At 67.0% G+C, this 26,821-nt stretch carries 21 protein-coding genes; 4 read left to right on the top strand and 17 right to left on the bottom strand.

The window, feature by feature from the left end; genetic code table 11:
* Nucleotides 1–204: 204 nt before the first annotated feature.
* Genes OG878_RS13760 through OG878_RS13775 form a run of 4 tightly spaced genes read right to left on the bottom strand, consistent with a single transcriptional unit; the run spans nucleotide 205 to nucleotide 2,532 of the window.
* Nucleotides 205–576, bottom strand: coding sequence for an RRQRL motif-containing zinc-binding protein (locus OG878_RS13760; protein ID WP_328887067.1), 372 nt, complete (start codon nucleotides 574–576; stop codon nucleotides 205–207).
* On the bottom strand, nucleotides 576–1,229 hold the full coding sequence (locus tag OG878_RS13765; RefSeq protein WP_328887068.1) for a GGDEF domain-containing protein: 654 nt from the start codon (nucleotides 1,227–1,229) through the stop codon (nucleotides 576–578). The genes OG878_RS13760 and OG878_RS13765 overlap by 1 nt, the downstream gene beginning before the upstream one ends.
* Entirely contained in the window at nucleotides 1,226–2,242 is a 1,017-nt protein-coding gene (locus OG878_RS13770; protein ID WP_328887069.1) for a DUF2637 domain-containing protein, read from the bottom strand. The genes OG878_RS13765 and OG878_RS13770 overlap by 4 nt, the downstream gene beginning before the upstream one ends.
* Nucleotides 2,239–2,532, bottom strand: coding sequence for a hypothetical protein (locus tag OG878_RS13775; RefSeq protein ID WP_328887070.1), 294 nt, complete (start codon nucleotides 2,530–2,532; stop codon nucleotides 2,239–2,241). The genes OG878_RS13770 and OG878_RS13775 overlap by 4 nt, the downstream gene beginning before the upstream one ends.
* A 464-nt stretch (nucleotides 2,533–2,996) precedes the next feature.
* On the opposite strand from OG878_RS13775, the gene OG878_RS13780 reads away from it, so the two are divergent.
* The gene (locus OG878_RS13780; RefSeq protein WP_328887071.1) at nucleotides 2,997–3,383 is read left to right on the top strand and encodes a GntR family transcriptional regulator; all 387 of its coding nucleotides are present in this window, start codon (nucleotides 2,997–2,999) and stop codon (nucleotides 3,381–3,383) included.
* 216 nt (nucleotides 3,384–3,599) lie between these two features.
* On the opposite strand, the gene OG878_RS13785 is transcribed toward OG878_RS13780, so the two are convergent.
* Together OG878_RS13785 and OG878_RS13790 are read right to left on the bottom strand one after the other, a co-directional pair.
* Nucleotides 3,600–4,130, bottom strand: coding sequence for a flavoprotein (locus OG878_RS13785; protein WP_328887072.1), 531 nt, complete (start codon nucleotides 4,128–4,130; stop codon nucleotides 3,600–3,602).
* A 29-nt stretch (nucleotides 4,131–4,159) separates the two neighbouring features.
* Nucleotides 4,160–5,395 carry a helix-turn-helix domain-containing protein gene (locus OG878_RS13790; RefSeq protein ID WP_328887073.1) on the bottom strand — a complete coding sequence of 412 codons (1,236 nt, stop codon included), beginning with the start codon at nucleotides 5,393–5,395 and terminating at the stop codon, nucleotides 4,160–4,162.
* 454 nt (nucleotides 5,396–5,849) lie between these two features.
* On the opposite strand from OG878_RS13790, the gene OG878_RS13795 reads away from it, so the two are divergent.
* Nucleotides 5,850–6,116, top strand: coding sequence for a DUF7660 family protein (locus tag OG878_RS13795; protein ID WP_328887074.1), 267 nt, complete (start codon nucleotides 5,850–5,852; stop codon nucleotides 6,114–6,116).
* Between the two features lie 139 nt (nucleotides 6,117–6,255).
* Here the strand turns inward: OG878_RS13795 and OG878_RS13800 are convergent, their stop codons facing one another.
* Together OG878_RS13800 and OG878_RS13805 are read right to left on the bottom strand one after the other, a co-directional pair.
* Complete coding sequence (locus tag OG878_RS13800) at nucleotides 6,256–7,647, bottom strand: IS1380 family transposase (protein WP_328885304.1); 1,392 nt, start codon at nucleotides 7,645–7,647, stop codon at nucleotides 6,256–6,258.
* Between the two features lie 497 nt (nucleotides 7,648–8,144).
* Nucleotides 8,145–9,374: an IS110 family transposase gene (locus OG878_RS13805; RefSeq protein ID WP_328891083.1), complete on the bottom strand. Its 1,230-nt coding sequence runs from the start codon at nucleotides 9,372–9,374 to the stop codon at nucleotides 8,145–8,147.
* Nucleotides 9,375–9,675: 301 nt separating this feature from the next.
* Here OG878_RS13805 and OG878_RS13810 point away from each other — a divergent pair, with 301 nt between their 5' ends.
* A complete protein-coding gene (locus OG878_RS13810; protein ID WP_328887075.1) occupies nucleotides 9,676–9,810 on the top strand; it encodes a hypothetical protein in 135 nt (44 codons plus the stop codon).
* A gap of 601 nt (nucleotides 9,811–10,411) precedes the next feature.
* On the opposite strand, the gene OG878_RS13815 is transcribed toward OG878_RS13810, so the two are convergent.
* The 8 genes from OG878_RS13815 to OG878_RS13850 form a co-directional block, all read right to left on the bottom strand.
* Complete coding sequence (locus OG878_RS13815; protein ID WP_328887076.1) at nucleotides 10,412–10,858, bottom strand: hypothetical protein; 447 nt, start codon at nucleotides 10,856–10,858, stop codon at nucleotides 10,412–10,414.
* A 1,516-nt stretch (nucleotides 10,859–12,374) separates the two neighbouring features.
* The gene (locus tag OG878_RS13820) at nucleotides 12,375–15,314 is read right to left on the bottom strand and encodes a type I restriction endonuclease subunit R (RefSeq protein WP_328887077.1); all 2,940 of its coding nucleotides are present in this window, start codon (nucleotides 15,312–15,314) and stop codon (nucleotides 12,375–12,377) included.
* Complete coding sequence (locus OG878_RS13825; RefSeq protein WP_328887078.1) at nucleotides 15,311–16,492, bottom strand: restriction endonuclease subunit S; 1,182 nt, start codon at nucleotides 16,490–16,492, stop codon at nucleotides 15,311–15,313. Before OG878_RS13825 ends, OG878_RS13820 begins: the two co-directional genes overlap by 4 nt.
* Entirely contained in the window at nucleotides 16,489–17,997 is a 1,509-nt protein-coding gene (locus OG878_RS13830; protein WP_328887079.1) for a type I restriction-modification system subunit M, read from the bottom strand. Before OG878_RS13830 ends, OG878_RS13825 begins: the two co-directional genes overlap by 4 nt.
* Complete coding sequence (locus OG878_RS13835) at nucleotides 17,994–19,487, bottom strand: type I restriction-modification system subunit M (protein ID WP_328887080.1); 1,494 nt, start codon at nucleotides 19,485–19,487, stop codon at nucleotides 17,994–17,996. The genes OG878_RS13830 and OG878_RS13835 overlap by 4 nt, the downstream gene beginning before the upstream one ends.
* A gap of 781 nt (nucleotides 19,488–20,268) precedes the next feature.
* The gene (locus OG878_RS13840; RefSeq protein ID WP_328887081.1) at nucleotides 20,269–21,759 is read right to left on the bottom strand and encodes a hypothetical protein; all 1,491 of its coding nucleotides are present in this window, start codon (nucleotides 21,757–21,759) and stop codon (nucleotides 20,269–20,271) included.
* Between the two features lie 485 nt (nucleotides 21,760–22,244).
* The gene (locus OG878_RS13845; RefSeq protein WP_328887082.1) at nucleotides 22,245–22,574 is read right to left on the bottom strand and encodes a DUF6233 domain-containing protein; all 330 of its coding nucleotides are present in this window, start codon (nucleotides 22,572–22,574) and stop codon (nucleotides 22,245–22,247) included.
* A 2-nt stretch (nucleotides 22,575–22,576) separates the two neighbouring features.
* On the bottom strand, nucleotides 22,577–22,915 hold the full coding sequence (locus OG878_RS13850; RefSeq protein WP_328891230.1) for a hypothetical protein: 339 nt from the start codon (nucleotides 22,913–22,915) through the stop codon (nucleotides 22,577–22,579).
* 486 nt (nucleotides 22,916–23,401) lie between these two features.
* Between OG878_RS13850 and OG878_RS13855 the strand changes: the two genes are divergently transcribed.
* Nucleotides 23,402–25,513 carry a SpoIIE family protein phosphatase gene (locus tag OG878_RS13855; protein ID WP_328887083.1) on the top strand — a complete coding sequence of 704 codons (2,112 nt, stop codon included), beginning with the start codon at nucleotides 23,402–23,404 and terminating at the stop codon, nucleotides 25,511–25,513.
* Here OG878_RS13855 and glyA read toward each other — a convergent pair.
* On the bottom strand, nucleotides 25,483–26,793 hold the full coding sequence (gene glyA / locus OG878_RS13860) for a serine hydroxymethyltransferase (RefSeq protein WP_443049253.1): 1,311 nt from the start codon (nucleotides 26,791–26,793) through the stop codon (nucleotides 25,483–25,485). The genes OG878_RS13855 and glyA overlap by 31 nt on opposite strands.
* Between the last annotated feature and the right edge of the window lie 28 nt (nucleotides 26,794–26,821).

Consider the following 26,821-nt stretch of genomic DNA (forward strand, 5'->3'; position numbering starts at 1 on the left):
GGAGAGGTTTGCCCTATCGCACTGCGTGGCGGGGCCGGTGGTCTTTGCCTCGTACGCGCTGACCGCCGCATCCTGGAGCACCTCGCTGGGATGGGGCCAAGCGGCAGGCCTGGTGTGGTTCGCAGGCTGGTCACTGCTGGTGTGGGTCAAACGCCTCCGCTCGCGCAACCGGGCTGAGCGAGCGGACGCCAAGCAACGCGCTGTTCAGGAGGCGTAGGCACAGGCGGGGCACATGCCGAGCGAGGTCGGGATGCAGTACCCGGCGTCCGTGCGGCACTTGGGGCAGGTACGGCGGGCGGTCATCGCTTTGGCGAGTGCCGTCGCACGTCCCGGTGTCATCGGGCGTACGGACTTGGCCAGGTCGATGCGGTAGAGGTAGGCGACTGACACCCCCGCTTTGCGGCGGCGGGAGCGGCGCATGACCTGTGCGGCGACCGGTTGACCACCGGGCCGCAGACCGCGGGCGCGGAGCTGGCGGCGAGTGGCGTACCCGTCGGGTGCGTACTTCCACGGGAAGGTCGGTATCCCGTGCAGGGCGCCGGTCGGGTCGTAGCACTTGCCGAACGCCGGGGCCATCAGGCCGCCACCCCTGGGGCCGTTTCGGCCCCGGAGCCGCGGCGGCCGGCACGGCGGCCGGACCAGGTGGCGAACAGCCTGCCGAGCCCGGCCCGGCGGACCCCGGCCCGGCCCTGCTTTGCCGCGTACATCGCTTCATCGGCCCGACGGAGCAGACTGGACAGGTCCTCGCCCGGGTGGTCGGCGGCGCGGACCCAGCCGAGCGACACCGTGGTCTGCACCGCAGGGGCAGGGTCGAGACCGTCCGCAGGGCGGGCGAGCACTCCGTGCAGGACCGCGAGAAGGTCGGCGGCGGTGCCGTGGTTGTCGATGACGACCGCGGCGAACTCGTCACCCCCGAGCCGTCCGGCAACCCCGTGCTGGCCGACGTAGTGGGCCAACCGTTCCGCGGTCGCCTTCAACAGCGCATCCCCGGCTGCGTGGCCGTAGCGGTCGTTGATCTGCTTGAAGCGGTCGACGTCCGCGAGGACCACGACCGCCCGCGGGTCCTTGAGCAGGGTGGTGGCGCGGCGGGTGAACCCATCGCGGGTGCGGAGCCCGGTGAGCGGGTCACGGCGGGCGGTGTGCAGACAGCGACGCATCCACACCGTGTGGACGGACCACCCGGCCACGAGCGGACCGGCCGCGGCGAGGGTGGTTAAGAGGGTGCTCATGCCGCCACCGCCCCGGCATCGTCACCGTCGTTGTCCTGCCCGGTGTGGGTGTCGACGGCGTGCAGTGGCTGACCGGCGGCCCGCTCACTCTTGAGCGTGTCCCGCAGAACGCGGGCGGTGGCCTGCGAGACGTGCACCGCGGTCCGGATCCGGTCCGCGGTCAGCTCCGAGTCCTTCCAACCTGCCGTGGTCGCCCGGGCCTCGGACAGGATCTCGTCCGGGGTCCGCTTCCCCTTCGTCTTACTCGGGGTACGGCGTGTGGGCCGCTTCGCGGACGGCTTCGGCTTGGCCTCGGGGCCGCCATTCGGCTCCGGCTCCGGCTTCTCGGTAGGCGGCTCTGCCTCGCTCGGAGGATTGAGCTCCCCGAGCTTCATCAGCACCCGTTCCGGGCGGGGCGTCTTCGACCGCCACAGGCGACCGTGCCGCTCGCGCAGCTCGGCGCGGGTCAGCTGACGCTCCCGCTCGCGGGCCAGCGCATCGGCGTAGGAGGTGATCTCCCACAGCGTCATCCGCCGCCACAAGGCGAACGTGGAAGGGAAGGCCAGCAGCCAGCGTGAGGCGCGGATCTTGTCCATGCGGCGGCCGGTCACCGCACCGATCCGTACCGCGTAGATGTGGGCACCGATCTCGGAGAACACCACCCACAGCAGCGGCATCGTCCCGTGAGCGACCTTCGCCCATGTGCCGTGGCCTGCCGAGACGTTCAGACCGCAGGTCACCAGGGTGAGGACCCAGGGAACGAACCGCACCCAGGCAAGCGCCATGTCCATCCGGATCAGCAGCAGATTCGCCACGGAGAACACCGGGATGGACACGTCCATGCCGACCGGCACCATCCACGGCTCACCGAACCCCCACCGCAACGCAGCAGCGGACACCGCGTCGAACGAGGAGATCAAGCCCAGAGCACCGACCCCAGCCGCAGCGAGAGCGCCTAACCCGGCCAGACCCATTTCCGGGCGGGTCAGCGGCGGTACGGCCGGCCGATCCGCGGACTGTGTGGTGGTCGTCATGCTGCTGCCGCCTTCCGGGACGGCCGACGGCGGCCGACGGGCCGCGATAGCGAGACGACGTTGAACAGCTCCGGCGCGAACGCCTCGATCGCCTCCGCGGCGACCCGGCTCACTCGGTCGGGGAAGTCGGGGTTGTCCGCGAGGATGTCGCGGGCCGCATCCATGCGGGCCGCACGTTCCATCTCGCTCTCGCCCTCGACCCCGAGCCACAGCTCAACCGGGGTCCCCAGAGCCAGTTCCACAAAGTCGGTGTCTGAGACGACCTCGTGGCCGCCGATGAATGAACGCATTGAGCACTCCTGTAATCGAAGGGACGGGGAACCGGGCGGTCGTGGCCTTGTGGTGAGAGGCGACCGCTCCGGGGTGAAGTCGTAGTTCCGGCTCCCCTCAGCCTCGCCCGTACGAGACGGGCAAGGGAGGCAACCGGCCGCAGGCGCCGTGCGCTGCGAAGTGGTTGAAGCTGCGCTGTTCAGCGCACGGCTCTCGCCGCGCGCGCCGCCTACTTGGGCCAGGAGAGGCGACGAATCCCGATTCAGTTGTCAAGGAACGAACGCTTCCTTCGAACCCGTCTCACGGGGCCCTCCGGGCGCAGGCAGTGCGGTTCTCTCGGCTTCACCGGTGCAGGCGAGCCTTGACGCGTGATCCAGATTGACCTAGGTCAATTGCTCACAGGGAGGAAGTTACCTAGGTCGATCCGAGTCGTCAAGGGGAGCGCCAAGAATGAAATTGACCTAGGCCGGTTAGGCTCGACCCCATGGAGAAGAGCCCTGGCACACCGCGCCCTACGGCCAAGGACATCGCGGCGGACATCCGCCACGAGATCGTCAACGGCGACCTCGGCCCCGGCGATCAGCTGCGAGCCGCCCGCGAACTGGCCAAGGAGTATGGGGTGACGTTGGTCAAGGTGCAGAACGCTTACCGCGAGCTCAGTGAGGAAGGTCTCGTGTTCTCCCAGCAGGGGCGCGGCACCTTCGTGGTTGACCCTTCGCAGCCCGTCGATGATGGGCAGCGAGGAGGATCGGCGTTCGTGGCGCTCGCGACGGAGATCAGCGCGATGCACGAGACGATCCGTCAGCTTGGGAAGCGACTTGAGCGCCTTGAGCAGATCGTGAACTCCGGCGGGTCAGCACCCGCTCAGTGACGACATCGGCCCGCTGGACCAGCCGAGTCGCCTCCATACGCGCCTTGTTGAGACTCGCTCTGATCAGGGCGCACTGAGCCGGGGTAAGTCCCGCTCCGCTGCTTTGCTGTTCGAACGTCTCTGACATGCGAGACAGCTTGGGCGCGGAAATAACGATGGACCCGGACACATTGTCCGGGTCCATCGTCTTTGCAGGTCAGTGGTGTTGACCGTACGTCACTTCATTGCTCGATCAACAGCATCCAGTACTGCGGTCCACGGGAGTTCGCGTCCGGAGGGAGCCTCTCGCGGTTCGTACAGCGGCCACACATCCGGCCCGTAGACAAGGTGAACTTGCGCTTCGCGCAACGCCTCAAGGTGGCGCTGCCAGGCAGGGTGACGGGCGTGGGCCGCATTAACTCGAGGGAAGACCACGACAGGAAGTCCGATGGTCCCAATGGCTTCGGCCACCTGGGTCAGCGCCTGATTGTCCGCAATACCCGTCGCAAGCTTGGCGACCATGTTCGCGCTCGCAGGGGCGACCACGTAGCAGTCAACGGGCGGGTGCGGCCGTGCGTCTGCAGGTAGCCGCGACTCGTCCCGCACCGGGAGACTGGTCAGCTTCTCCAGCCGCTCCACCTCGCCGCTCATCCGGAGCCAGTTGCCCGCGGTCGGTGTCAGCGTCACGGCCACCGTCCAGCCGCGTTCGATCGCAGGCTCGACCAGCCCGGTGCGGAGGGCTTCAACTCCGCCGGCCGCCGATCCCACGACTCCGAGAACTCCGCGCTTCGCCGCTCTCACTGCACCGCCCTGCATCGTTGGGCCATCACGAACACCTCGGACGAGCGAGAGCCCGCAGTCATGGGGGACTGCTTGGTCAGGTCCCGCAGCGTCTCGCGCACTCTGGGATTGTTGCGCACGAGCTGCGGCGACGTCCGTTCGGCCGTGCGCAGTTCCGCGAAGGCGTCGTCTCCGTGTCCCGCGAGCGAGAGCGCGCGGGCGAAGTCGATCCGATGCGAGACGCTGCGCTCTTGGGGCATGTGGTCCACGTTGATCCGGCCGTTCTCCACCACGTACGCGACGTTGTCGAGATCCAGTTCAATGGACAGCCGGTGCAGCAACACGTTCGTCGGGCCGAAGCCGGTCTGCCAGTAGTTCTCATCCGAGCCGAGGTCTTCCGCAAGCTCTTCGGCACGGTCCAAGAGTCGGGTAGCCGTCGGACGGTCCTGGTGCCGAGCTGCGGCGACAGCCGCCCGCAGGTGAATCATGCCGAGCAGGCTCAGCGCGGCAGGGTCACCGTCCGCCACTCGCGGGGACAGCCAGGTCGCCGTTACGTCGCCCAGCTGCATCGCCGCCTCATAGCGGCCGTTGGCGAGCAGGGCGTGCGTTCCTGAGCGGGCGGCCGACGCCAGCACGAGCGGGTCATCGGACGCATCTGCCGCCTGCATCGCGCGCTCCGCCGCGAGCCATGAGATATCGGACTCCCCGATCTTCGCGAGCGTCGTGGCGGCAAGGTGGTGCGTGCGGGCCGACACCGCCCAGCAGTCGTGGCGATCCTCCTCGCGGCGCGCTGCGCGATCCTCCAGCTCCTGAGCGGTTTGGAGGAGCGCAGGAAGTGCAGCGATCACGCTGCCGAGCCGACCGCCCTGGTAGTCGTTCCACGCGTTCTCGACACGCACAGCGGCCGGAGCAGGGGTCGGAAGCTGAGCGCCTGCTTCCGGCCCGAAGAGAAGTCGGGAGAGCCGCCGCGGACTCATGAGCGCGTCGCGGACGGCCGGCACATCGTCCTGCTGCTTCTCGTCCTCCACAAGCATGGACTGCCCCACAAGGTCCCCGAGGGGAACCCGCAGGATACGTGCGAGTTCCGCGAGCATGTCGATGCGTGGCGGCTTGCGTCGTCCGGACTCGGCTTTCGCCAGCCAGTCAGTGCTACGGCCGACCAGCCCGGCCAGCACCTCTTGCGTGTATCCGCGGCGCTTCCGGTAGAACGCGATTCGTTCGCCGATGCTGAGGTGATCTCCAAGACCACGCATGGGGTGTTGCCTCCCGCTGCTGAGTAGGGGCGCCTTCACGGTACCGAGGCGGTGGTGAACGCGTAAGAGATCCCAGCGGTGACCACCGTAATCAGGGTGTAGGGCTGAACGGCGAAAGGCCCGGACGGATTGTCCGGGCCTGTGCGACCGCGCTAAAAGGTGTCCCAGCTGTCCGACTGTCCGGTTGGGGCGCTGACCTGCGACAACCGCCCGGACAGTCAATATGAGAGCTGTCCGGGGTGTCCGGTCACAGACGGGCTGCAACACCCCGGGTGTTACAGCCCGTCGGCGAAGCCGACCCTGGTAGGTCGCAGGCGCCGGAGGCGACTTCCCTCTACGGTTGTGCCCGCAGCTGGGTGTCTAGCTGCGGGCACAACGACGCGCTCACAACCGACAACGACTAAGTCGCAGGTCAGCGTACGGGCGTTGGCTGCCTAGCTATACGGTGCCCGACATGGACCCCCTTCTGAGTGCCGAGGATCACATACCGAACCGGGAGGCCCTGGTTGCCTTTCTCGCGCGCCTTCGCGAGGACCATGCGCAGCACGGCGCGGAGTGGGAGAACCAGACCCTGGACCGCTTCCTGGAGGCCCTGGGGGCTTGGATCGCGGACGCTCAGGGCTCGTATACCCACCTTAAGCAGGACCTGCCTCCCGAGGGCGGCTGGACGTTCTTTGCCAGGGCGCTAAGCCTTGATCCACCGACGTGGTTTGGGGAGTGATCTTGTGACCGGTTTCGAGCCGGTTTCAGGTCGGCGCTCGGGTATGGGCAGGTTGTAGTCGCTGGTCTGCCCAGCTTTTCCACGGGTTCGGTTCCGGTTGGGCCCTGGCGGCGGGCGGGTCGGGTAGGGGCTGTTCGCGTCAGCCGGGTGGGCCGTGAACGGTGTGGAAGAGGTGTGTCCAGGCGTGCTGCCAGGGCCAGTTGTGTGGCAGGTGCAGGGTGATGCGGCGGGCGGAGCGGGCGATCCGGGCCGGAACGTGGACCAGGTGGGTGCGGATCGTGGCGGTGGTGGCTTTGGCGTGGAAGGCGGAGGTCAGGGAGCCAGTGGCCCGCAGCAGGTTGTAGGTCATCGCCCACAGGGTGAGCCAGGCGGCGTTGGCGTGGAAGTGCCCGGAAGGCAGGTGGGCCAGGGCGCCGGCTTTGGTGTCCGCGATGACCTGCTCGATCACGGCGTGGTGGCGGTGTTCCCGCTCGGCCTGCAGGGTTGCGGCGGGCTGGTCGGTGAAGAAGGGGTGGTAGCGCCAGACGGGGAACAACTCGCCCTGTTCACCCACGACGGCGGGTTTGGCGAGGTCACGGACCCGGCGCACGATCAGCCGGGCGGTGATCTGCTCGCTCTTTTTGCGGCTCGCGAAGGCGGTGTATTGGGGTATCTCGGCGACTTCGGCGTCCGAGATGAGTTCACCGGTGGCGGGGTCGGGCACCGCGGTCGGGTAACTGATGTGCTGCCATTCCTCGTCGGGGATGCTGTGGACGGCTCGTTTGATGGAGGGGTTCATGCTGGTGGTGAGCGAGAAGTGGGCTCCGGCCCGGTGGCAGGCGGCGATCACACCGGCGTTGTAGAACTGCGAGTCGGCCCGCAGGATTCGGGTCCCGGTGCAGCCGGCCTCGCGGGCGGTGGCCAGGGCCTCGCTCACGAATTTCGGGGCGCCGCGGGAGTCTGCTGCTTTGCCGCGTCGCATCCGCACGCCGGCGATCACCGGCCTCGATTGCGGGGTGCAGACCGTGGCGAGCAGCGGGTGCAGGGTGCGGATGCCCTTGAACCGGCCGTACTCGGCGCCCTGTTTCGCCCGCCCGTAGACGCGTTTGTGGGTGGAGTCGACATCGATGAACGCCATCTCGTCCGAGCCCGGCAACAAGGGGGTGTGCGCGGCCAGTGCGGCCAGGAACCGGCGGTGGACAGCGTGGAGTTGGAGGGCATGACCGTGGGTGAACGAGCGAAGGAAGGTGCCCAGCGTGGACGGGGCACGGGCACCTGCGAACACGGCCGGCATCGCGCCGTGCCGCAGGACGTGAAGGTCGTCGATGCTGTCCGCACCCGCGGCCATGCCGCCCACAATGCTGGTGACCTTGGCATCCGCCGCAGCCCCAGCCCCGTTCTTCGCGCCGGTCAGCTTCACCTTCTCGGCCACCAACCGCGACAGCCCGCACCGCTCGGCCAGCCGCAGCACCGGCAGCAGCCCGGCATACGCGATCAGGTTCGGGTCATCGAACGCAGCGGAGACCGCTGCCGGAGTATGGGAAACTTGCATCTACGAGGTGCCTTGCTGATTGTGCGTGCTGGAAGCGTCAGAACTCCCATCATCGCAGGTCAGCAGGCACCTCTTCTTGATTGCTCATCCACAGCAAGCGAGCCACTCGGTGGATCGAGGCTAAGTGCCGCCCGAATCTACGAGTGACCGCATGTCCGCTGCGTGCCCGACCAGGCGGCGCCCATCGGGGAGTAGCGGGGAACAGCGGTTCAGCGCCCGCCTGCGCGCAGTTCAGCGAGTTGCCTGGTCAGCCGCGATCCGCATACGGGGTCTTCCAAGCTGGTGCTCCGAAGCCCAAAGCGTCGGCACCGCGTAGCCCCGCTCGACCGTCGCGTACCTTGACCGCGTGGATGAGGAACCGGTGGTCATCAAGCTCACGCACGACCAAGCGTTCGTGCTGTCGGACTGGCTCTATGAGGTGATGATGAAGTCCGACGAGCTCGATGCAATCGTCCCGGACCGTGCCGTCTGGTCAGACATCCCATGCCGTTTTGGTGTCAAGTGGTGGCCGAGAGGGTCGCGTGGTGTGACCACCCGGTGGACTCGTCGTAGGGGGTGCGTGTCTTGAGGCATCCGTGGAGGATGCCGACGAGGCGGTTGCCGAGCTGACGCAGGGCGGGGTTGTAGCCCGCGTCGCGGGCGCGCTGTTTGTCGTAGTAGCGCCGGGCTCCGGGCGAGGTGTTCAGCGCCGAGAACGCCTGCCGGTGCAGGGCGTCAGCGAGGCGGTTGTTGCGTGCGTAGCGGGCCTGAACGGCGTGTGTTCGGCCGGAGGCACGGGTGATCGGGCTGGTGCCGGCGTAGTTCTTGCGGGCCTTCGCGGAGGCATAGCGGGTGGGGTCGTCCCCGAACTCGGCCAGCACCCGGGCGCCGGTGATCGCGCCGATGCCGGGCATCGACAGGTAGATCTCAGCGTCCGGGTGCTCACGAAAATGCGCGCTCACCTGCTCTTCCATCATGGCTATCTGCTCGTTCAGGGCGATCAGGAGCCTGGCGTGCGCGGTCGCGGCGGCGCCGTAGGCGGCCGCGACCGGGGTGGCGACGCCGAGCTGGGGCTCGCGGAGTGCGGCCTGGATCGCGCCGGCCTTCTGGTCGCGGTGGTGGCGTCGGTGCCGGGCCAGGACCGCGGTGATCTGCGGCTTCGTGAGCTTCGCCGCCTGCTCCGGGGTGGGCGCCTTGACCAGCAGTTCCAGGGCATCGGTGCTGGTCAGCTCCAGGGACGCGTAGGCAGTCAGCGCGCCCGGGAAGTACTCGCGCAGTGTGTTGCGCAGCCGCTGGAAGGTGCGGGTGCGTTCCCAGATCAGGGTCTGGTGGGCGCGGGCGACCACGCGGACGGCCTGGGCTTGGTCGCTGTCGCCTGCGACGGGTCGCAGCTGGGGGCCGTCGATGCGGACCATATCGGCGAGCGCGTGTGCGTCGCCCTTGTCGCTCTTGGCCCCGGAGGTGCCGTACCGTTCCTTGAACCGCGCGGCCTGGCGCGGGTTGATCGCGTAGACGCGGTAGCCGGCTGCGATCAGCGCCTGCACCCAAGGGCCGCGGTCGGTCTCGATCCCGACCGCTACCTTCTCGGACTCCAGGTCCTCGCCGCCGTGCCGGGCTATAAGCGTGTGCAGCTTGGCGATGCCCTCCACACCCTCGGGCAGCTGGGCTGAGGCCAGTTTCCGGCCTGTCTCGTCCTGCAGCTCGACATCGTGGTGGTCCTCGGCCCAGTCATCGCCTATGAACAGCAACAACACTCAACTCCTTGCCCTCGTCCGGTACTTGCCTGCAGCCGACGGAAGGCACGGCTCGCGCCCTAATGGATCCAGTGCTCACGCCCAACCGCCCGGCGGGCACGCCATCCCATCAGCAGTCAGGCCTCCCGGCCGACCAGCAGGGGCACGGTCTGACCACAGAGCTCGAATGGCTCCGGCATGGAGAGTGCTCACCTGCTGGCGGCTACGGACCGTAGTCTCTCTCACGGCCCGATGAATCCCATTAGGCATCTACGCGATCTCCGGCACCCTGGAGAAGTCGTTCGTTGAGATCTTCATGCCCGACTACGCCGGTCGCCTGGAGCAGGCACGGCAGCGGTTGCTCGACTCCGTGGGTGGCGACGAGGGCGAGGAAGTCGAGGCGACACAAGGCGTGTCAGGCGAGCCATTTGGCGATGACATCAGCGGCTGAACCAACACTGCCGGTTACCGGCGAATCCCGCCGGACTCACGCGGCAGGTGGACCCAGCACCGGCCAGGATTGGCCGTGGTGCGCGACGCCCACGGACCGACCTGATAGGGATGCGGCCACAGCTTCAACCCCTCCAAGTGCCGTACTGACCAAGGATATTGAAGAGTCGCGCCGTCAGCACCTCGTGCAGGTCAGCGGCCGAGATCTCATGCGTCGACGCTGAGCGGGAACATGCTACTCAGCCCCCACAGCTTGCGGCTTTCTTCCTCTTCGTCGCGGACATCCCAACGCTCGTCGGCAGGGTCTCGGGGCCTCGCCTCACTACTCTTCTGGGCATCCACAGCGTCGTAGAACGCGTCGCCACAGTCATCGGATTCGCCCGTCAGAAGCACATGGGCTTCCAGCGCAACGTAGTCGAGCGATTCCCATCCGGGCCACCCATCGCCCCAGTCGCTCAGAGGACGCCCCGCCAGTCGCTGGACCCCGGAGCTGCGAGAACCCACTCCGCGAAGATCCGTGGCGAGAACCAGGGCAAGAAGGCGAGCCCCATGAGACTCCACCGACCTCTGCGATAGGAGTACTCGCCGCGGTGCGAAAGCCATCAGCCAACGTCATCTGTCTCAATGATCGTGAACCAGTTCCTCAGCTGACCTTCGCTGGGAAGATCGTCAATTAGTTCAAACTGGTTTCTGGCTACGAACCGTTCACTGGGCTTGTTCCGACTATCAATCCGACCAATGACGAGAGTCGGCTGGTCCCCTTCCTCAGCCAACATGTCTGCAAAGACGTCATCCAAGGCTTGATCCGCGACCTGTCCACCTGCCCCCCGGTAGGGACACGCCACGCCGACGGCCTTCAATGCTCTGATAGGCCCGTCGAAGCCCAGCTGACAGCGGAGCGGAGTTTCGACACCAGGATTCCTGAGACGCGCGTGAGAGACACACACCGCAAGGTCGCCCGCTGCGAACCCGAGCAGAAGGCGACCACCGTATGCGGCATCATGGTTGGCGTCAGCAAGCGCGTCTCCGGAGCGGAACCAAGTCTGCACCTCCTGCTCCCACCTGCGGTGATGCGGCGCCGAACGGCCGTTGGGGAGCTTTCGCGCTGGCTCCACGCAAGTGAAACTTTGGAGTAGGGCTTTGTCCGCTTTCGTAGCCACCCGCCACGAAAGTTCGATCAAGCCCGCTTACGCACCTTACGGCGAGGGACACTCCCAGCCCGCAGGCGATCACGGAGGGCGAGTACTGTGGCTCGACTCAGGGGCGCGTTCACGGCATCTTTGTAGCTTCGCGCCGGTGCGTCACCGCTGGTCATCCATGGGAACACTTCTGCGCTTGTTTGCGAGGTCGCGGTGATCACCATCACTTGCGACGCTTGGCCCTGGTAGCTACCTAGTTGCACCTGCATCTGGCTCGCCCCCTGCCGCCTGATCGTAAGCGTCTGCAGCGTTTTGCAGAAGTCGGATCAACTCATCAAGTCTACTACGAGTAAAGACGTAGCGGCCCAGAACGTCAACCGTTACAGCCCCAAGGCTGGCCACCTGACCCGCTACGTCATCAGGCGGCCCAACCACGAACGGCGGATCAACGTGGCCGATCATGAGATACACAGCGTCGGGGCCATCACCCGTGGGCACCCCCAGGGAAATGGCGAACTGATTGGCCACCTGCGGCTTAGGCTGCTCAGGGGGCCATTGCACACTGAGCGTATACACTCTCGCGTCCGGGTTGTCTGACATGCTCACCACTCCAGTGTGTCACGACGGCTACCGAGGTAAACATGGCAGGTCGAGCGAGCACAACGCCGCCTGAAGCAGGAATTTGGCGGCCCTGACTGCCCCGAAAATCCGGTCACACTCAGCTAAGACTTGCGATCCACCGCCCCGGTGCGAGTACGCTCCGTGACCGCAGATCAGCGTAGCGACGGAGCGTACTCGCACCGGGGCGGTGGATATGCGCTTTGCTAAATCTTTGTCCAAATCTCTAGATGCGAACACCAGCAGGTTTGGTCCACAGTGTCCGATACCCAGGTTCACAACGCCACATAGAATCGACATCCGAGCCGAGGCGAAGCACTCTCTGCAGGACTGTGAATCATTAGGTCAGTGGCTGCACCAGAAGGGCACTAGATATGGCGGACAGCCACAGTCAACGTCGGTCCATACGCAGCCCGGCACAGGCAGCGACCGGCTCATGAAGTGACGCCGCACTCGGTGAGTGTCTAACTGCGTGACAACGCCGGCGCACGGCAGCGAACAACCGTGGACCGCCAACGGACTATCAGCACAGTTGACAGGCACACCAGCACAGGTGGCAAACCCCTAGACACGTTGCTTCGGGACGAAGAGGTCGGTTCCCGGGAGAGCACGGAGCCCCGGCCGTCTCTGGGCCGCACGGGGGTGCTCAACGACGACCAACGCCGACAACCACTGACAGCTAAGCCGCAGGTCGCAGCGTTGATGGACTACACGGTCACAGCTCAGAGACCCGACCCTTCACTTCTAGGTGTCCTCTTGGGAGGCCCTGGGGAGGGAGCCCTTCTCTCCTGACCAGGACAAGGAGCAGCTAGTAGTACTCCCGGATGTATCCCAGTGCCTTCCCGAAGACATCCTGGTCGCGGATCTTGAACTTGATGTAGAGCGCCTTGCGGAGCGCCTGCTGGACGAGACGATCGCCTTCGTTGGTGTCCTGCCATCCGTCAAAGCGGACCGTGCGGACGACGGAGTCAACCTCGTCGACGACCTTCTCGGCGATTATCGGGGTCTCCTCGCTCTTGAGTGACTCGAAGAGGTCAGTCAGGGCGGCCTTTCCGCGCTCCTCGCGTGGCACCTCGGCGGCGGCCTTCTCCGCTGCGACTGTGTCTCGCGCCAGCGCGAAGAGTTCCTTGAGGAACTCCAGTGATGCCTGCTGGGAGTGGGCGTACTTCTCCCGCAGAGCATTCAACCGATGGCCGAGCTCGATGAAGGCCGGGTTGCCGACGTGCTTGGCGATGCGAGCGGTGATCCACTTCTCGACCTCGACGGGGTCGATATCCTTGCGCTTGCCGGTCATCAGGTCCTCGATGACCTGAGCGTCGAGGACGATGGTCTCCAGGTCGGTGCGGGGGACCTCGACGGTGACGTGATTGTTTATGAGCTCGAGGGTCTTGGCGCCTAGCGTGTGCCAAACCAGTCGGCCCGTAACGTCGGTGAGCTGCACAGACTGGTAGACGTCAGTCAGCCAGCGGTAGTCCGACTCGTACTCGGACAGGATTGGGTCCGGGGAGAGGGTCTCCCATAGCTGGGCGACGACGCTGTACGCAGCTCCGAAGGCGTCGCGGGACTCGTCGGAGTCGATCGCGGTCTGGGCCTGGATCAGACCCTCATAGCCGCCGACGGTGCGGTCGACGCCCGGGAAAAACGCCAGAGCGGCTTCGATCGCGGGGCCGAGCTGCTCGCGGAGTACAGAGATATTGGAGATGACCTGCTGTACGGACTTGTCGTCGAATTCGAAGGCTTTGGCGACGTCGTCGAAGATGCCGAGGTAGTCCACTATCAGGCCGTGGGTCTTCGCTGGCGGGTAGACCCGATTCGTGCGGCAGATTGCCTGGAGCAGGGTGTGCTCGCGCAGGGGCTTGTCGATGTACTGGGCGTAGAGGATCGGGGCGTCGAAGCCGGTGAGCAGCTTCGCGGTCACAATGATGATCTTCAATGGGTCGGCCGGGTCGTTGAAGCGGGTGGTGATCCGCTCCAGCTCCTCCCGGTCCGGCGTCCACTGCTTCCACGCCGGCTTGTCACCGCGACTGGTGGACATCACGATCGTGGACACGTCCGGACCCAACAGGCGGTCAAGTTCTCCCTTGTACGCCACGCAGGTGGCCTTGTCGTAGACCACGACCTGCGCCTTGAAGCCCTGCGGCTCGACCTTTGTGGTGAAGTGCTCGGCGATGTCGGCGGCGATCTTGCGGATCCGGCCGGGGGCCTTGATCAGCGCCTCCAGGGAGGCGGCTTTCTTTGACAGGGTGCTGCGTTCTTCCTCGGTGAGCCCGTGGCGGTCGGCGAGCTCATCGAAGGCTGCTTTGATCTCCTCCTCGTCCAGGTGGATCTCCGAGAGGCGTGGCTCGAAGTGCAGCGGCAGGGTGGCGCCGTCGCGGATGGAGTCGGAGAAGGAGTAACGCGAGAGATACCCGTGCTCGTCGGCCTCGGAGCCGAACCACATGAACGTGTTGCGGTCGCGCTTGTTGATCGGTGTCCCGGTCAGCCCGAACAGGAACGCGTTGGGCAGCGCCTCGCGCATCTTGCGGCCGTAGTCACCCTCCTGGGAGCGGTGGGCCTCGTCGACCATCACGATGATGTTGTTGCGCGCGTCCAGCACACCGGGTGCTTCGCCGAACTTGTGGATCGTGGTGATGATAATCTTCCGCGCCCCCGCAGCTAGGAGCTCTTGAAGCTCCTTGCGGGACTCCGTTGAGACCAGGTTCGGTACGTCGGAGGCATTGAACGTCGCGGTGATCTGGGTGTCCAGGTCGATCCGGTCGACGACGATGATCACCGTCGGCGAGGTCAGCCCCGCCATCGCGCGCAGCTTCTGCGCGGAGAACACCATCAGCAGCGACTTCCCCGACCCCTGGAAGTGCCAGATCAGCCCCTGCTTGATCCGCCCGTGCAGCACCCGCTCCACGATCAGGTTGGTCGCCTGGAACTGCTGGAACCGCGCGATCACCTTGATCTTGCGGTGCTTCTTGTCGGTCGCGAACAGCGTGAAGAACCGCAGGAAGTCCAAGATCACATCCGGATCCAGAACGCCCTCGACCGCCTCCTTGACCGCCGCGAGGCCTACCTTCACCGGCATGTGGTCCTCACCGGACTCATCCGCCCGCCACGGCCCCCACAGCTCCACCGGCATCCCGACCGACCCGTAGCGGAAGTCCTTGCCCTCAGTGGCGAAGTTGAGCACGTTCGGCACGAAGAACGCTGGGACGTTGACCTCGTAGTCCTCCTTCACCTGCGCCGCCGCATCGATCCAGGTGTACGCCGGCCGCACCGGCGACTTCGCCTCCCCCACGACCAACGGGAACCCGTTGCACCAGATCACCAGATCGAAACGCCGCTCTAACCGCCCGACCCTGTAGGTCACCTCGGTCGACACGATCCAGTCGTTCGCACTGTGCTCACCGGGGTGGCCGAAGTCGATCAGTCGCACCGTCACATGCTCACCATTGGGGCCGAACGGCATCGACTTCTGCCCCGTCAGCCACGCCGCGAACTCCTCATTAGCCACTACCGGGTTCGGCGTGTTTCGAGCCGAGATCAGGATCGCCCGAAGCTGGTAGATCATCTGATCGGCCAGCTGCGGCTCCGCCTCGATCGCCGGATTGAGGCGGATCAACGCCTCCCGCACCTGCTGGTCCAGCAGCACCTCGTCCGTACGCCGCGGCAGATGGCGCCCCGGCACGAACCGCACGTCGGCTGAGGTCACGCGATCTCGGATGAAATCGCGCACCGTGTTCGCCTCGTTGAAGGTCACCCGGCACCTCCGAAGATCTCGGCAGACACGGTGCCTCGTGAGGTATCCAGTGCGAGGAGATCGGACTGCGCCAACTTCGCCGCTTCATCGAATCGCGTAAGCCTGTCAAGGAACTCGTTCTGTTCCTTAGCGGTTGCCTTCGGAAACGCCAAGCGAGACAGCGACTGACGGTTGATCTTGACCATGCTTGTCGCACTCCCAGCGGCGCTTCTCCTCATGTGCTTGCGCCCATGTGGGCTCGCGAGAACTGCCTCTGCAAATGCGGGCTGAACGTCGTCAACGAGATGCAGACGCATCATCGTGTCCGGGAACGAGACGTCTGACCGATCCTCCGTGAAAATGCAGGGGCGGCCGACGGCCTTGACTGTGTTCGCTCGCGAGATCAACAGGTCTCCCTGATTGAGTCTGGCCGCCCTCACCTCGGAACTGTCCGGAACGTTCTTCAATTGGCCGGCGCGATAGCCGAACGGGCCGATGGCTGCCAGTGACAGCACATAGTGGCCTGTCACCTCGTCGACAGGTGCAGCGGACCACCCGCTCTCGGGGGACCGAGCCCATACACGCTCGAACGGCACAGTCTCTCTGTCCACGAGGCTGCCGATCGAATTGCCTAGCCATGCGTACCTAGCACTGAGGACTGCCGCCATCGCGCTCACGACTGAACGCCGGTGCCCCTCGATGGCCCAGAGAAGGTCGGCGAGGCGCTGCTGTTCGTCGAGAGGTGGGAGGTCGAATTCGTAGTTCGCCAGCTCTGTCCAGTTGATGTACGGGTTGACCGAACCGCGGGAGTTGGCAACCGCGTACGAGTGGAACACCTCAGCGCTGAGGACGAACGGCAAGAACCGCTGGAGCAGGACCGACTCATCACGGCTCTCCAGCACAAATGTCTTTTCTCCAGTGATGCCCTCAAACTCCGGGACGGCTGTCTTACGCAGGTAGGAGCGCCGTGAGACGTAAAGGACGTGGCCAGGCTTGAACCGCTTGTAAAACATCGGCCCGATCGGGTCGCGCCCGATGACGCCCCACCGGGTGATTGCGAGGTCGTTGCTAGGGATGTGCTCACCCGCGAGGAAGCGTTCGAGTCCAGACGTCTCGGCATCGACGCGATCGGTGACGTGCTTGGCGACGTCGCCGAGAGCGACGCGCTTCCAAGCGGACTTGTCCAGGTTGAGGTTCACCGAGACACCTCCTCGCCGAGCATTGCCAGGACTTCCTCGACCGCCCGGTCAGACTCCGCTGCGGCCGCACGCCACTTCTTCAGTGCGACATCGAGCGACTCACCATCAGCGCTAGCGCTGCTGCCCGTCGCTGAGGTGACGTACGAGGAGATGGCCAGCGAGTACCCACGCTCGCGGACCTCATCAATGGTCGCCACGGCTGCGAGGCCGTCGACGGCCTCGAAAGCCTGGTAGGCATCGAGGATCCTCGTCTGGTTCGCTGCGCGGAGGAATGACTGCGCCCGCTCGCGCGCAACCTCCTTGCTCGCATCGATCAGCAGAATTCTGCCTCGCCTCTCGCGTGGCTTCTGCGTACGCAGGATGACAACGGCTGCTGGCATCGGCGAGTTGTAGAACAGCCCTTCACCAAGCCCGAGCACGCACTCGACCATGTCGGATTCGACCAAGCCCTCCCGCACGACGACCTCGTCCCGACGGAACAGCACACCGTGCGGCAGGAGAATTGCAGCACGGCCGGTCCTCGGGTCGAGGCTCTTCGCGATGTGCTGCAGGAAAGCGTAGTCAGCCCGGTTCTGTGGCGGTACGCCCCACATGTTGCGGCCGTAGGGGTCCTTCATGAACGCGGCCCGATTCCAGGTCTTGATGGAGTACGGCGGGTTGGCCAGGACGATGTCGAAGGTCCGCAGCTGGCCGTGGGCGTCGAGGAGTGCCGGCTTGGCGAGGGTGTCGCCGTGGCCGATGTGGCCGTCGGCTATGCCGTGGAGGAAGAGGTTCATCTTCGCGATCGCCGAGGTGCCGTAGTTGAGCTCCTGACCGTAGAGGCGCAGGTTGCGCCATTCCTTGCCCCGGCGCTTGAGCTCGGCGACGGTGGAGATGAGCATGCCGCCGGTACCGCAGGTGGGGTCGTAGACCGACTCCCCCGGCTGAGGTTCCAGCATCATGGCCATCAGGTGCACCAGGGTGCGGTTGGTGTAGAACTCCTGGGCGGTGTGGCCGGAGTCGTCGGCGAACTTCTTGATCAGGTACTCATAGCCCTGCCCGAGCTCATCCTCGGGCAGGTTCGCCACCGACAGCGTCTTGGTGGAGAAGTGCTCGATCAGATCGGACAGGGTGTCGTCGGGGAGCAGGTCCTTGTTGGTCCACTCGCCGTCGCCGAAAACGCCGGTCAGGGTGTCAGGGTTGGCGGACTCGATGGCCCGCATCGCGCCCTTGAGCGCTGTGCCGACATTGCTGGTGACCTTGCGCAGGTCGACCCAGTGGGCGCCGTCGGGGATGGCGAAGCGGTGATTCTCCGGGAGGTCGGCCATCTCCTCGTCGCCGTACACCCCCAGGGCGGCGGCGTGCTCCTCGTCATAGACGTCGGAGAGGCGCTTGAGGAAGACCAGCGGGAAGATGTACTGCTTGTAGTCCCCGGCGTCGATCAGCCCCCTCAGCAGCACTGCGGCACCCCACAGGTAGGACTCCAGTTCCCGCTGGGTGATCCGCTTCGGACTCCTCGTGGTCATGCGCCCAGCCCCCACTTCGCCAGCTCGGCCTCCAGCGCTGCGCGGGTCTCGCGGGTCTTCGCGCGCGCGGTCTCCAGTCCGGCCAAGGCCTGCTCCAGCGTGATCTGCTCGCCGACCTCGGCCGGCTCAACGTACAGCGGGATGTTCAGGTTCCAGCCGTTGGCCTTGATATCCTCCAGGGTCGCGACCGCGGCCAGACCGGGCTGGTCGGCGTACTCCTGATGAGCCTTCAGAAGAGTCTCGGCGTGGTCGGGCTCGAGGGTGTTCTGGTTGCGGCCGCGCTTGAAGAGCAACTCTCCATTGACGAAGAGCACCTTGTCCTGCTGCTCGGCGGGGCGCTGACAGCGCAGGATCAGCACGCAGGCGGCAAGGCCGGCGCCGTAGAACAGGTTGGGCGCCAGGCCGATGACGGCCTCCACGAAGCCGGCTTTGAGGATGTGCTCGCGGATGCGGCCCTCGGCACCCTGGCGGAACAGGGCGCCCTGAGGGAGGACGACCGCGGCCCTTCCTCCGATGGGTGCAGCGGAGGTGAGCATGTGCTGGACCCAGGCCCAGTCGGCGTATCCCTTCGGCGGCACCCCGCCCAACTCATTTCGACCCCACGGATCGGAGGCCCACTGCTCGTGGCCCCAGTTCTTCAACGAAAACGGCGGGTTGGCGATCACGCAGTCGAACCTGGCCAGCCGGCCGTGGTCGAAGTAGGCCGGGTCGCGCATCGTGTCGCCGCGCTCGACGTGGAAGTCCTCCATGCCGTGCAGCAGCAGGTTCATCCGGGCGATCGCGGAGGTGGTGAGCACCTTCTCCTGGCCGTATAGCTTGCCGAGCACGGTCTTCGGGTCACCGCCGCGGGCCTTGATGTGCTGGATGACCTCGATCAGCATGCCGCCGGTGCCACACGCTGGGTCGTAGACCGTCTCGCCCTCCTGGGGGTCGAGGATGTTGACCAATAGCGCGACCACCTGGCGCGGGGTGTAGTACTCGCCGGCCTTCTTGTTGGACTGGTCGGCGAACCGCTTGATCAGGTACTCGTACGCCTGTCCCAGCACGTCGGGGGCGGCTTGGGAGATTGAAAGGGTCTTGGTCGAGAAGTGCTCGATCAGGTCAATCAGCTTGCTGTCTGGGAGCTTGTCCTTGTTGGTCCAGGTCGCGCCGCCGAAGATGCCGTACAGCGTGCCCTGGTTGGCCTGTTCGATCCCGCGGAAGGCGGTCTTGAGCGCCTCACCAACGTTCTCGGTGCGTTCGCGCACGTCTGCCCAGTGACATCCCTCGGGGATGGTGAACCGGTGATTCTCCTCGAACGCCGCATATGTGTGGTCGCCACCGGACTCGTCCAGCGCGCGGGCGTACTCCTCGTCGTACACATCGCTGATCCGCTTGAAGAACATCAACGGGAAGATGTACGCCTTGAAGTCCGCTTGATCGATGCTGCCCCGCAGCAGATCAGCCGCCTTCGCCAGATACGACTCCAGCTCCCCCAATGTCAACGGCATCGGAAGCTCCTGCTCCCCCACGCCGACCGCACTTGACCCCACTCGATCACTGCCCGTTTCTACACTCGACTTGCTCGGCTTGCCGTCCCGGCGAGCACATGTCGGAGCCTAGCGGGATCCGCCAGGGCTGTACCGAATACGGTCAAAGTTTCGACCTCACAGTCCAGTCCTATAGCTCCGCCGCATAATGCGCGTCGAGGACGAAGGTGTCTAAAACCGTGCAAGGTGCCACAAGGGCGACTTATCCTGCCGGTTCCCGTTCCCGGAGCTGGATGCCGACCGGACGGGGGGAGGCTCGACAATCCCACCGCACGGAACTGGACGCGAGCTATACCAGCTCCTTGACGAGGCGCCCGCCGATGATGAGGTCGCCGACCACAACGGCTTTACCCCTTCCGGCGGGAGGAGCTCGTTCAGTGTGTCCGCGACGAGGAGTCCATGAAATGAGCCACGGGCGGCTGTGCCCGTACGCCTGTGGACCGTCGCAGCACGAGGAGCTTCGATCGGCTACCACGAGTGAGTAGCGAGTGAGTGAGCCACCGGTCCAAGCCCGGTCAAGCGTTCTCACAGCTCAGATGGGTAGCCGAGCCTCATAGAGCTACGCCCTCCGGAGCCGGGTGCGCAGGTTCGAATCCTGCCGGGGGCACCGCAGTCCGGACAGCGTGATCAAGCCGCTGACCAGGCAAAGTGCCAAGCACAAAGGGTCGGACCCAGTCTCACTGGGTCCGACCCTTTGTCGTTGTGCGTCACGGATCACGAGTGAGTGGCGAGCGGGCACATCTCACGCACGGCTGAGAGCCGCCCGGGCGGGCGACGGTACGGCAGCGGGCAGGGCATCCGGCTCCTCGGCACCGCCCTTGGCCGCCGCGCGGCGCCGCGCCACGTACGCGCTCGCGATGAGCAGGAGCGCGACGGTCCCGGAGAGCACGGGCCAGTACACGTAGCGGAAGTTGGACTCGGGCGCCGTGGGCAGGTAGGCGAGGAGGTACACGAGCGAGCTGGCCCCGATGAGCCGGAGTTCTCTGCTGTAGGGGCCGGGCCAGCGGCGGCGCAGCACGAGCACCAGGGAGACGGCCAGCCAGAACCAGCCTTGGAAGAGCATCGGCAGGTAGCGGACGGAACCGGTCACATAGTTCTGCAGGGCGGACCTCAGCGTCTCGTTGACGGGATTCTCCGCCGCGATCTCGTGCAGGCGGCCGCCGGGCTCGGGATAGGTGCCGTTCTGGAAGAACTGGTTGTCCTGGAAGAGCAGCTTGGTGAAGACCCGGACCCGGTACTCGGCGTAGCCCCTCCAGTGCTTCGGCATCTGCTGCGTCCACATCCGGACCAGCACATCGGCGTGCCGGCTCAGCTCCGTCACGTCGAACGGCCGGTCGTAGGGAAAGCACTGCAGGTACGCGTCGGACGGGATGTTCCGCTTCCGGCAGTCGATGGCGGCGGTGACCATACGGTCGCGGAAGTCCGCGCTCCCGCCGGCCTGTTCGGCCGCGGTGCGCACCTGGGCCGGGGTGAGCACATGGACGAGGTCGTCCACCGGGATCACCGCGTACACGCGGGTGGCCAGCGGATGAGTGGCCGCGGACACGCCGGCGCTGCCGGCGACGGTGACCGCGACGAAAACACCGATGGCGGCCAGCCAGCGGCGGCGGCCCGGGGCGGGCCACACTGCGAGGACCAGCAGGGCGAAGACCGGGAACACGGCGGGCAATCCGTTCTTACGGACCATGCCGGCGTACACGATGAACAGCACGCCGAGCACCAGCAGGGCCCAGCGGGTCCTGGTCCGGCCCTCCGGCAGCTCACGTGCGGTGAGTGCGACCGCGCAGGCCGCGAGGAGTGCGTACGCCAGGTGCACGTCCTTCCACACCACCCCCGTGAAGTTCATGATGTGGGGCGCGAGGCCGACGGCCAGCATCGCGAGGGAGAGGCCGCGGCTGCCGGTCTTCTTCCAGACCAGGCGGGCGAGCACCCACAGCGACCCCCACAGCACGGCGGTCTGAAGGGCGGCCATCGCCGAGACGGCTCCCGTGGTCCGGATGAGGATCCGCCACACCAGCGCCAGCACCGGCGGATGCCAGTCGCTCACCGGCTGGTCCCCGAGCGCCTGCAGCAGCTGGTACTTGCTGTCCCTGCTGAAGTATCCGGGGTGGAAGACGGTGGCCACGGCGTAGCCGCAGACCGTCGCGACGGCCGCCAGGCACCATGGCCACAGCGTGCCGTGCCGCCAGGCCCCGCGCAGTGCCTTGGTCACCTGATCGATCGTTCTGGGCATGGGGGCGGAGACCTCTCCGGGGTGGGTGACGAAGCGCAAAACCGGGCGTCGGCGTGCAGGCGTTCCGTCGCGGTGGTGACCCACCGCAACACGTCCAAATGCCCGTTATCGCACGAGTTATCCGCGTCACCACGACGTCACGCGCAGGTGCGAGCGGGGTCACCCCTTCGGCTCAACGAGCCCGAACCACACCGCCCCCTCCCCTCCCAGGCCGCCGCGCGTGACTCCCCGTGCACCCCCTTGTCGGCGCGGCAGTTCAGCAGCACCGGGCCCCGGCCGCTCGTGTCGCCCCTTACTCCTCCCCTCGCAGCACGGAGGCCGTGGGCGCAGGGAAATGGGGAGTCCCGGAGCCCCCATGTGGATCGTGAGGGTGGGATGGTCGCGACGATGGACGTGAGCCTGTTCGGACTTGATGCGGGCGTGGCGGAAGATCCACCACTGGCACCGGATGCAGGCACCCGGAGCGGCCCGCATGCTCTACCCCATTACCCCAGGCCCGTCTGCGGATTGCAGACCAGGCACGGCTCGATGTCCGGCTCGTTCATCGCAATGAGCGCCTCTTCGCGGTTGATGAACCCCATCTGCGCGGTGTACGCCGCACAGCCACCGCGATGCAGCAACGCAGGACCGCCGGACCGCTGGGGCTGGAGTTTCCACGACAGCTCGGCCCTCGCCCGCTCGCGGCGCTGCTGCTCCTGCCGCTCCTGGACCTCGAGCTCGCGGACCCGGTTCCGGGTCTGGCGCAGCTGCCAGTCCAGCCACTCCTCAAGGGCCCGGAGCTTGTCCAGGCGGGATATCGACCCGGAATCGGACACGGCTACACCGCCTCGCCCGCGGTCTCATGGGCGTGCTTGAGAGCCATCCGGGCGTCCACCACACCGCTGTCGAGCGTTGCCCAGTACGAGTGGGTGGCCACCTGGGTGCTCAGCCGGAGCAGCTCCGCCCGGTACCGGGCCACCTCCGCGGCCTGCTCCGCCGTGTACCCGGGACTGTCGGCCTTGCCGGAGCGGAAGCTGGTGTACGGCTGCTTCTCACCTTCCCAGCCCGGCATCGGCTCGGCCGACCACGGCAGGCCGGCGGCGTACCGCTCGTACGCGGCGCGGGTCCGGTGCAGCGCGAGCTGGGCGTCGCGCAGATCCTCGGGAAAGTCGTACATGGGCACACACGAATGGTACGCGTGTTCGATTTTGGGATGCGAGCGCCGCGCCGGTGGCTCCGCTCCCGGTGCGCTGTCGTCCTGTGACACCGACGAAACGCCTCAGAAACCGCCGGCAGCGCCTTCGACCTGCGACAGCGCGTGACACATCCACGGCCTCCGGGGCCGGGTGCGCAGGTGCGGATCCTGGAAGGGCGCCGGAGAATCGGGTGCCGTGCAGAACCCCCCGATCAGCCGAGAGGCTGTGCGGCGGGGTGTTCATCACGCACCCCGGCAGAGCATCCGGGTCCCGTCCCTCGCAGGTTGTACGCCCTCCCCCGCCCGACCACGCCTGATCGCCTCCACGACTGCGTCCCGTCGATGGAGTGCTGCGTATCCGGTTCGGAGGGACGATGGAGGAGGCCGCAGCGAGGCGGGATACGCAGGGCGCGGCCGGGCCGGGCCGGCACGAGGCTGCCGTGCAGGTGAGCGGAAGGAGTGCCGGGGATGAGTACGGCCGACGCGTTCCGGGCCGGGCTCCGCCGGGCGGGTGTGTCGGCGCCCGGTGGTCTGCTGGATGTGTTGAGCCTTGCCGCGGTGGTGCTGGACGACCGCGGACGGATCGTGTTCTGGAGCCCGCAGGCCGACGAACTGTTCGGCTACTCGGCCGAGGAGGCGCTGGGGAAGTACGCGGCCCGGCTGCTGGTGGACGAGCAGGATCTGGAGACGGTGATCGAGCTGTTCGCCAGGGTGCTGGAGAGCGGGGAGCCCTGGGCGGGGAGTTTCCCGATCCGGCACAAGGACGGCGTCACCCGGCTGGTGGAATTCCGCAACACGCGGCTGCAGGACGAACAAGGGAGCCTCTACGCGCTGGGCATCGCCACCGACCAGGGCACGCTGAACCGTGTGGAGCAGAACCTGTCGCTCTCCATGCGGCTGGTCTCGCAGTCCCCGTTCGGCCTGGGCGTCATGGACACCGACCTGCGGTTCGTGCTGGTCAACCCGGTGCTTGCGCGCATCGACGGCCTGCCGCCGGCCGTGCTGGCGGGGCGCCCCGCCAGCACGGCGCTGCCCTTCCTGAACGAGGCTTCCATCGAGTCGGACATGCGCGAGGTCCTGTCCACGGGTGTGCCGCTGCTGGACCGGTTCGTGGCCGGCCGCAGTCTGGGCGACCCCGGCATCGACCACGCCTGGTCGGTGTCGTTCTACCGGCTGGAGGATCCTGGCGGGCGGGTGCTGGGGCTCGCCACCTCCGTGGTGGACGTCACCGAGCAGCACCGGGCGGCCGCCGACGCCGCCCGGGCCCGGCGCAGGCTGGCCCTGATCGCCGACGCCTCCGTCCGGATGGGCACCACCCTCGACCTGGAACAGACCGCCCGCGAACTGGCCGAGGTGTGCGTACCGGAGGTCGCCGACCTGGCCACCGTGGATCTCCTCGAGTGCGTCGTGCTCGGCCACCGCACCAGCGCGGACACCTTCGGCCCGGCGCGGTTCAGGGCGCTGGCGGTGGCGTCGGCCTACCCGACCGAGGCGACGCGGGCCGTCGATCCCCCCGGCGACATGGCCCAGTACGACGCCGACCGGATGATCACCCAGACCGTACTCACCCGCCGTCCCGTGCTCAGGGCGAAGGTGACCGGCCACGATCTGCGCCGCGTCGCCCGGGACCACCAGGCCGCGGCACTCCTGGACACGGCCGGGGTGCACTCGTATCTGGCGGTTCCGCTGATCGCCCGCGGCGAGGTGATCGGCGCCGTCGGCCTGATGCGTGCCCGCAACCCGGCGCCCTTCGACGAAGACGACACCGTCCTGGCCGGGGAGCTGGCTGCCCGCGCGGCGGTGTCCATCGACAATGCACGCCTGTTCCAGAGCCAGCGGCACGCCGCCCTGACCCTCCAGCGCAGCATGCTGCCGCAACGGCCTGCCGACCGGATGGGCCTGGAGATCGCCCAGCGCTACCAGCCCGCCGGCGCCACCAGCGAGATCGGCGGCGACTGGTTCGATGTCATCGCGCTGACCGACGACAAGACAGCCCTGGTCATCGGCGATGTCATGGGCAGCGGCATCGACGCCGCCGCCACCATGGGCCAGTTGCGCACCGCCACCCGCACCCTGACGCAGCTCGACCTCGATCCGGCCGATGTCCTGCACTATCTCGACCGGGCCACCGCCGACGTGGAACACACCATCGCCACCTGTGTCTACGCCGTCTTCGACCCCCACAGCTCGCAGTGCCGCATCTCGCTGGCCGGCCATCTGCCACCGGTCGTCATGCGGCCGGGTCACGCCCCCGAACTGCTCGACCTGCCCACCGGCGCCCCCCTCGGAGTGGGCGGAGTCCCCTTCCACACCACGTGCATCGACCTGGATCCCGGTGATCAGCTGGTCCTGTACACCGATGGCCTGGTCGAAACCCGCGACCAGGCCATCGACGACCGGCTCGATCTCCTGCTGTCCCTGCTCGCCGGTGCCCACCGCGACCTGGAGGAGACCTGCGACCTGCTCCTGCGGGCACTGCGCCGCCCCGGTGATCCCGATGACGTGGCACTGCTCATCGCCCGGCTGCCCGCCGAGGCGCCCGGGACCGGTCAGCCGACCGGCAGCCCCGGTGCCGGGTAGACGTCCATCAGGTTCTTCACCTCGGCGCGCACCTTCTCGACAGCGGCTTCGTCGCCCGTGCGCGCCGCCTCGACCACCCGGTCGATCCACTCCGCGACCGTGCCCATCTCCTGGACGGGGATCCCGCGCGAGGTGAGGGCCGGGGTGCCGATGCGGATGCCGGACGGGTCGAAGGGCTTGCGGGGGTCGTACGGAACGGTGTTGTAGTTGACGACGATCCCGGCCCGGTCCAGGGCCTTCGCCGCGATCTTGCCGGGCACGTCCTTGCCGGTGAGGTCGATCAGCAGGAGGTGGTTGTCCGTGCCGCCGGAGACCAGGTCGAAGCCGCGGGACGCCAGCTCCTCGCCGAGGGCGCGGGCGTTGGCGACCACCTGGTGGGCGTAGGCGCTGAAGTCGGCGGTCGCGGCTTCCTTGAGAGCCACGGCGATCGCCGCCGTCGTCTGGTTGTGCGGGCCGCCCTGAAGGCCGGGGAAGACGGCGCGGTCGATGGCGCGGGCGTGTTCCGCCCGGCTCAGCAGCATCGCGCCGCGCGGGCCGCGCAGGGTCTTGTGCGTGGTGGTGGAGACCACGTCGGCGTACGGGGCGGGTGAGGGGTGCGCGCCGCCCGCGATCAGGCCGGCGATGTGGGCGATGTCGGCGACCAGGACCGCGCCGACCTCGTGGGCGATCTCGGCGAAGGTGGCGAAGTCGATCGTCCGGGGCACGGCGGTGCCGCCGCAGAAGATCACCTTGGGGCGCTCGGCGCGGGCCAGGTCACGGACCTCGTCCAGGTCGATCCGGCCGGTGTCACGCCGGACGCCGTACTGCACCCCGCGGAACCAGGTGCCGGTCGCGGAGACGCCCCAGCCGTGCGTGAGGTGACCGCCCATCGGCAGCGACATGCCGAGCACGGTGTCGCCCGGCTCGAGGAACGCCAGGTACACGGCGAGGTTGGCGGGCGAGCCGGAGTACGGCTGCACATTGGCGTGGTCCATGTGGAAGAGGGACGTGGCCCGTTCGACGGCCACCGCCTCCACCTGGTCGATGACCTGCTGGCCCTCGTAGTACCGCTTGCCGGGGTAGCCCTCGGAGTACTTGTTCTGAAGCACCGTGCCGGATGCCTCCAGCACGGCTGCGGAGACGTAGTTCTCACTGGGGATCAGGCGCAGGGTGTCGGCCTGGAGCTGCTCCTCCGCGGTGACGAGGGCGGCGAGCTGCGGGTCGGTGGCGGCGAGCGCGGGGCGGCGGTTCTCGGGTGTCGTCACGGGATCCTCCCGGGTCTGGGCGCATTGCTGCGGCATGGACCCGGATGCCCAGGCGGACGGCTCT

Source organism: Streptomyces sp. NBC_00316, assembly GCF_036158715.1.
In the GTDB taxonomy this organism is placed as follows: domain Bacteria; phylum Actinomycetota; class Actinomycetes; order Streptomycetales; family Streptomycetaceae; genus Streptomyces.

What these genes read in the sequence shown, in the direction of transcription:
- OG878_RS13780 (WP_328887071.1), top strand. Translation starts at nt 2,997, where the DNA reads ATGGAGAAGAGCCCTGGCACACCGCGCCCTACGGCCAAGGACATCGCG.
- OG878_RS13770 (WP_328887069.1), bottom strand. Translation starts at nt 2,242, where the DNA reads ATGACGACCACCACACAGTCCGCGGATCGGCCGGCCGTACCGCCGCTG.
- OG878_RS13850 (WP_328891230.1), bottom strand. Translation starts at nt 22,915, where the DNA reads ATGTACGACTTTCCCGAGGATCTGCGCGACGCCCAGCTCGCGCTGCAC.
- OG878_RS13855 (WP_328887083.1), top strand. Translation starts at nt 23,402, where the DNA reads ATGAGTACGGCCGACGCGTTCCGGGCCGGGCTCCGCCGGGCGGGTGTG.
- OG878_RS13765 (WP_328887068.1), bottom strand. Translation starts at nt 1,229, where the DNA reads ATGAGCACCCTCTTAACCACCCTCGCCGCGGCCGGTCCGCTCGTGGCC.
- OG878_RS13810 (WP_328887075.1), top strand. Translation starts at nt 9,676, where the DNA reads ATGCCCGACTACGCCGGTCGCCTGGAGCAGGCACGGCAGCGGTTGCTC.
- OG878_RS13835 (WP_328887080.1), bottom strand. Translation starts at nt 19,487, where the DNA reads ATGCCGTTGACATTGGGGGAGCTGGAGTCGTATCTGGCGAAGGCGGCT.
- OG878_RS13840 (WP_328887081.1), bottom strand. Translation starts at nt 21,759, where the DNA reads ATGCCCAGAACGATCGATCAGGTGACCAAGGCACTGCGCGGGGCCTGG.
- OG878_RS13790 (WP_328887073.1), bottom strand. Translation starts at nt 5,395, where the DNA reads ATGCGTGGTCTTGGAGATCACCTCAGCATCGGCGAACGAATCGCGTTC.
- glyA (WP_443049253.1), bottom strand. Translation starts at nt 26,793, where the DNA reads ATGCCGCAGCAATGCGCCCAGACCCGGGAGGATCCCGTGACGACACCC.
- OG878_RS13800 (WP_328885304.1), bottom strand. Translation starts at nt 7,647, where the DNA reads ATGCAAGTTTCCCATACTCCGGCAGCGGTCTCCGCTGCGTTCGATGAC.
- OG878_RS13775 (WP_328887070.1), bottom strand. Translation starts at nt 2,532, where the DNA reads ATGCGTTCATTCATCGGCGGCCACGAGGTCGTCTCAGACACCGACTTT.
- OG878_RS13795 (WP_328887074.1), top strand. Translation starts at nt 5,850, where the DNA reads ATGGACCCCCTTCTGAGTGCCGAGGATCACATACCGAACCGGGAGGCC.
- OG878_RS13830 (WP_328887079.1), bottom strand. Translation starts at nt 17,997, where the DNA reads ATGACCACGAGGAGTCCGAAGCGGATCACCCAGCGGGAACTGGAGTCC.
- OG878_RS13760 (WP_328887067.1), bottom strand. Translation starts at nt 576, where the DNA reads ATGGCCCCGGCGTTCGGCAAGTGCTACGACCCGACCGGCGCCCTGCAC.